The sequence below is a fragment of the Methylobacterium sp. 22177 genome, assembly GCF_052045615.1.
GTDB lineage: Bacteria > Pseudomonadota > Alphaproteobacteria > Rhizobiales > Beijerinckiaceae > Methylobacterium > Methylobacterium radiotolerans.
On sequence record NZ_JBQEPK010000060.1, the window covers coordinates 19970 to 24520 of the forward strand.

Below are 4551 nucleotides of genomic sequence, written 5' to 3' on the forward strand. Positions count from 1 at the left end.
GCCAGCTTCCCGTTTGGCTGGCGCACTACAACGATCTTCACCCTCATCGCGCGCTGGGCTACTGCTCGCCGCGTGAGTTCATTGCCCGATCAACCCAGGAGATCTTGTCCGGTCTTTAGGGGCCAACAGGGGCGAAAGATCTACCTTCCGCATCGCCATTGTTAGGGACTACGATTAGGTCTGCAAGGACCTCGCCCGATACGATCTTAGGTTGTTAGGCTGCTCCCATGACCATATATAGGAGCTAGGATGGGCGAACGGGTAGACGCCATTATGGTCAGCCAACCGAAGCTGGATCGACTTCGAGAGGTCATAACCGAGAATTTGCGTGTGCAACGCGGCAATTCCGATACCACCTACATTAATGTAGGCACAGCGTTGCAAGACGCTTGCGCCAAGCAAAACCATGCAATTTTTGCCCGTCGAGGTTGCGGGAAAACTCTATTGCTACATCATTCATCGCGAAAATTGAAAAACGAAATCAAGTCAGTCTACCTCAATTGCGAAGATTTCAAACGACATTCTTTTCCAAATGTTTTGATCGAAATTCTTGCTTCGGTTTTCCGAGAAATAGACAGAAACTTCACTGGGTGGTTCGGCCGAAAGCGACAATCAAAGCAGATCATCAAAGGCATATTAGACAAACTCCAATCACTACACCACGCCGCCGATGAGCATGATGCCGAGATCAAAACTAAAATGGCTCATGAAAATTCCTCGGTAATTGACGGTTCAATAGGTGGCGATGTCGATAAGTTGGCACTGAAATTCGGCGCCAAGGACGAACGTAAGGCAAAGGCAGAAGTCGAGCAGTCTTTCAAGATCCATCGCGAGAAACTGCAGGAGCTTGATCGTTGGCTGCCGCAGCTTAAAGAGAGCATAAGAGGCTTTTTTATATTATCACCGAAGACTGAATGCATCATAATTCATATAGACGATTTATATCATCTTAAGCGTACCGATCAGGCTTTTGTGGTCGATTATATCCATCGACTATGCAAGGACGTCCCGCTCTTTTTTAAGATCGCTACACTCCGGCATGCTTCTACGCTTTATGCCGATCGCGATGGTCAGCCAATTGGCATACAGGAACGACATGATTTTCAACCGATCAATATCGATTATACATTCAGTGACTTTAATAAGACTGTTGCTCAGAATTTCCAGATACTAGAGCAGTTTGGTACAACCGCAGGTCTGACCAAATCTGAGATCCAATCGCTATTCAAAGGTGAGGGATTTGAGCGCCTAGTAATGGCAGGCGGCGGCGTGCCACGTGACGTCCTATCGCTCTTCCTAGAAGCTTTATCTGAAGTCAACGCAGGTGGAGGCAATAAAATCGGCAAGGACGAAGTGCGTCTTATGTCCCGGCCCAATTTCGAGCGCAAAATTGATGAACTCAAGCAAGACTCGAAAGGCGATGAGCAGGATGATTTGATTAAGGGCATCTACACAATTCGCGAGTTCTGCATGCAGAAGAAGACGAACTTATTTCTAGTTCAAGAACGAATGCTACAACAAAATGACGAATGGAAAGCGCTATTTAATAGATTGCTTGATTATCGTATTATTCACAGTTGCGCGACCGCGCTAACGCATAAATCACAAGAAGGAACTTATCAGGCTTTTGCAATTGATATTGGAGCATATGCGCAGTTCCGAAAGCTTGATGGTCGCTTCAATGAGATTGGGATTATGGAGACGAACGTCAAAGAGAAAATGCGATCCGCACCGATCCTGGATGAAAGCAAGCTCCTCAGCATTTTTCAAAGTGCCCCAACAAACATCGAGACGGCTTTGCGCGAGTCCATCACTATTTCCGCAGCGTCCGGAGTTGCTCCATAGCTGGCAGGTCCCGGCATGGCGTCTGTGGCTTCCGGTAAGCGAACGGTACCGGAAGCCGGGAAGCTGACTACCTGTGGTGGGCAGCCTTGCCGATGCAACGTTCCGCGGCGTAATGGCCGCCGGATCTCGAATACCGCTGGTGAAGGAACCCCTCCGAGGGGCGGCGCTAGATGAGGATGCGCTCGATCTCGTCCAAATTTACCTCGTTCGCGCGGCGATCGTACAGTTGGGTCGTCCGGGTCGAGGCGTGGTTGGCGATGGCGGCGGCCTGCTCCAGCGTGCCGCCGTTCTTGAGGTAGGCTGTGATGCCGGTCGCCCGAAACGTGTGATTGCCGATCCTCGTCGCGATCCCAGCAGCTTTCGCGCGTCGCTGGACCATGGCGTAGGCGTTCGCGGTCGGCAGGGGGGTGCGGGTGAGCCGGCCTGTCCCTCGGCCGATGGTGCGGAACAATGGACCGTCACCGTCCGCAGCGATCCCGGTGCCGTCCAGATAGGCGTGCAGATAGATGTGGAGGTTGTGGTGGCAGGGCAGATCGACCGCCTTGCCGCCTTTCTCGTGCAGGCGCACCCATAGGCGGCGGTTGTGAACGTAGAGGTCTTGGACCCGCATGGCGGTCGCCGCGCCGATGCGGGCGAAGGTGTAGACCATCAGACCGATCAGCGCGCGGTCGCGCAGGCCGATTGGCGTGGTAGCGTCGATCGTGTCGAGGAGCGCGCGCGCCTCCTCCGCGGCGAGCACGGGCGTCTTGCCCCGCTTGACCACGTGCTTCGGCCCGCGCACGGCGGTGGCCGGGTTGAACGGCAGCACGCCGCAGGTCGCCAGCCAGTCGAACATCATCCGGATCGCTGCCAGCCGTTGTTTGACCGTGGGGGCGCTGTGAGTGCGCCCGAGCTCCTCGATGTAGGCGGCGATATGGATCGAGCTGACGGCCGTGATTGCCGGCAGGCCGCCCCCTTCCAGCCAAGCGCAGAACCCAGCCACCGCTTTGGCGTAGGCGCGACGGGTGTTGGGATTGCGGATCTGCGCCGTGAAGAATTCCAGGAAGCGGTAGGCGGAGTGGTCGCCCGCCGCTGCCACAAGGGCAGGGGCCGGACAAGTGAAAAGGGTAGGGATCCGGCTCATATAAAATTTATTCGTTGAGTGCTGCATCAGAAAACACCAAAATATTTTGCAATCAAAGCACCAATAGCTGCAACAACAGCGCCGCCGGCAGCTTTTGCAAGATTGTCACGGAGACTTTCAAGGAATACTTTGATTATCTTCTTGCGAGGCTTCTCTCTACCGATTTCTATCTTCGTCTGATCGATGTCTGATACAATATCATTCCTTAGTGAGTTACTTGTATCCAAAGCCGGCAACGAGCTCTCAATTTTACTAATAAGAATACGAACGTCACTGATTAATTCGTCTTTCGAAAATTCATCCTCTTCCTGAAGATTAATAATACCTCCCCCTTTTCTGATATGGAAAACATGATTGTTGTCGCCCAAAAGCAAGCATACTTCAGCTTGATCTTCCTTGATGTTCTTCAAAGTTCTCATAAGTGATAGAGATTTACTAACGGCGCGAGCTGATGAGCACCCTAGCCATTCTCTTATTGCGGCAAGATCATCTGTGTGACGCTCGTCAAAGGTGAATGATGTTACCGTCGAACTGCCGATACTGCCTCCCATCACCCTGCTCCCTCTTTCCCGCGCTGTCCAGAGAATGTGATAAAGGATATTATCATATATAAGAGCAATGTCAAAACACTTGCCGTCACCTATTGACACCTGCCGTCATGTGTCACACATGACGGCAGGTGATGGAGGCGCGCTATGCACAAGTGCAAGAGGATTATCGACGGTAAAACATACAACACCGAAACGGCCACGCGGTTGGCTGGCTGGGACACAACCGAGGAGGAGTATCCGGTCACACATGGCCAGCACCTCTACCAAAATCGCTTCGGCGCGTTCTTCCTCTACAGCTACGCCGATGATGGTCCCGAAGGTCCCGAACAAGATCTAACGCCCTATACTCCAGATCAGGTGCGCGAGTGGTTGGAGAGGCACCGAAGCCACGATGTCGACCTCTTCGAGTCGCTTTTCGGTAAGTTGCCCGAGGCCGGTTCCGGAGAAAGCAAGTTCACCCTGCGCCTTCCCGACAGCCTCCGTGAACGCCTCGCAGCCCGCGCCAAGGACAACGGTCAGTCGCTGAATGCCTGGATCATCAAGTGCCTGGAACGCTGCGCCCCTCCCGGAGAGGCACCAGCCAAAGCCAAGAAGGGATCCCGTACATGACGCCCCGGCCGGATTTCGACTTCGGCTTCGGCAAGGATCGCTATCTGCGTGGCTACGGATGGCGCGGTCTGATGGCCTTAGCGCTGCTGCTTGTCGGAGTGTTGGTGGGCGCGAGCCTAGGTGCGCCCCTCATGAGACTGCTGCACTTGTGAGGTGAGCCTACGTGCGCAGGTTGGTGCATAAGTCTTGAGTTTTGCACGGGCGGCCGAGCGGTCAGCCACCGGCTCGCGGCCCTTGGCCCGGGAATGGTGTCACAGTGGCGAACTCGCGCGGAGCAGCGACGGACTTGCCCGATGTCTTCTCTGAGCCGATGAGGGATCCAGCCCCCCGCGGATCGTGACTGACGATTGCCTTGTCTCATGCTCTACGCTAGCGTGACCGTATGTGCAGCCTCCGTCCGACCATGGTCGTCCGATGGAAACG

6 protein-coding genes are annotated in these 4551 nt (G+C 54.1%); 4 read left to right on the forward strand and 2 right to left on the reverse strand.

Features of this window, described 5'->3' with window-relative positions; all coding sequences use genetic code 11:
- The coding region (locus ACTJK8_RS29350; RefSeq protein WP_440762997.1) for an integrase core domain-containing protein at window positions 1-119 on the forward strand (119 nt) is incomplete at its 5' end.
- A 130-nt stretch (window positions 120-249) separates the two neighbouring features.
- A complete protein-coding gene (locus ACTJK8_RS29355) occupies window positions 250-1845 on the forward strand; it encodes a hypothetical protein (protein ID WP_440762988.1) in 1596 nt (531 codons plus the stop codon).
- A 166-nt stretch (window positions 1846-2011) separates the two neighbouring features.
- Here ACTJK8_RS29355 and ACTJK8_RS29360 read toward each other — a convergent pair whose 3' ends face one another.
- Both ACTJK8_RS29360 and ACTJK8_RS29365 read right to left on the reverse strand, forming a co-directional pair.
- Window positions 2012-2968 carry a tyrosine-type recombinase/integrase gene (locus ACTJK8_RS29360; protein WP_440762989.1) on the reverse strand — a complete coding sequence of 319 codons (957 nt, stop codon included), beginning with the start codon at window positions 2966-2968 and terminating at the stop codon, window positions 2012-2014.
- A 26-nt stretch (window positions 2969-2994) separates the two neighbouring features.
- Window positions 2995-3519 (reverse strand): hypothetical protein, encoded by a 525-nt coding sequence (locus tag ACTJK8_RS29365; protein WP_440762990.1) that lies wholly within the window; start codon window positions 3517-3519, stop codon window positions 2995-2997.
- 144 nt (window positions 3520-3663) lie between these two features.
- Here ACTJK8_RS29365 and ACTJK8_RS29370 point away from each other — a divergent pair, with 144 nt between their 5' ends.
- Both ACTJK8_RS29370 and ACTJK8_RS29375 read left to right on the forward strand, forming a co-directional pair.
- On the forward strand, window positions 3664-4128 hold the full coding sequence (locus ACTJK8_RS29370; RefSeq protein WP_440762991.1) for a toxin-antitoxin system HicB family antitoxin: 465 nt from the start codon (window positions 3664-3666) through the stop codon (window positions 4126-4128).
- Complete coding sequence (locus tag ACTJK8_RS29375; protein WP_440762992.1) at window positions 4125-4280, forward strand: hypothetical protein; 156 nt, start codon at window positions 4125-4127, stop codon at window positions 4278-4280. Before ACTJK8_RS29370 ends, ACTJK8_RS29375 begins: the two co-directional genes overlap by 4 nt.
- The last annotated feature ends 271 nt before the right edge of the window (window positions 4281-4551 follow it).

Coding starts and splice junctions, on each gene's coding strand:
- ACTJK8_RS29355 (WP_440762988.1), top strand. CDS start 250: ATGGGCGAACGGGTAGACGCCATTATGGTCAGCCAACCGAAGCTGGAT.
- ACTJK8_RS29360 (WP_440762989.1), bottom strand. CDS start 2,968: ATGAGCCGGATCCCTACCCTTTTCACTTGTCCGGCCCCTGCCCTTGTG.
- ACTJK8_RS29365 (WP_440762990.1), bottom strand. CDS start 3,519: ATGGGAGGCAGTATCGGCAGTTCGACGGTAACATCATTCACCTTTGAC.
- ACTJK8_RS29370 (WP_440762991.1), top strand. CDS start 3,664: ATGCACAAGTGCAAGAGGATTATCGACGGTAAAACATACAACACCGAA.
- ACTJK8_RS29375 (WP_440762992.1), top strand. CDS start 4,125: ATGACGCCCCGGCCGGATTTCGACTTCGGCTTCGGCAAGGATCGCTAT.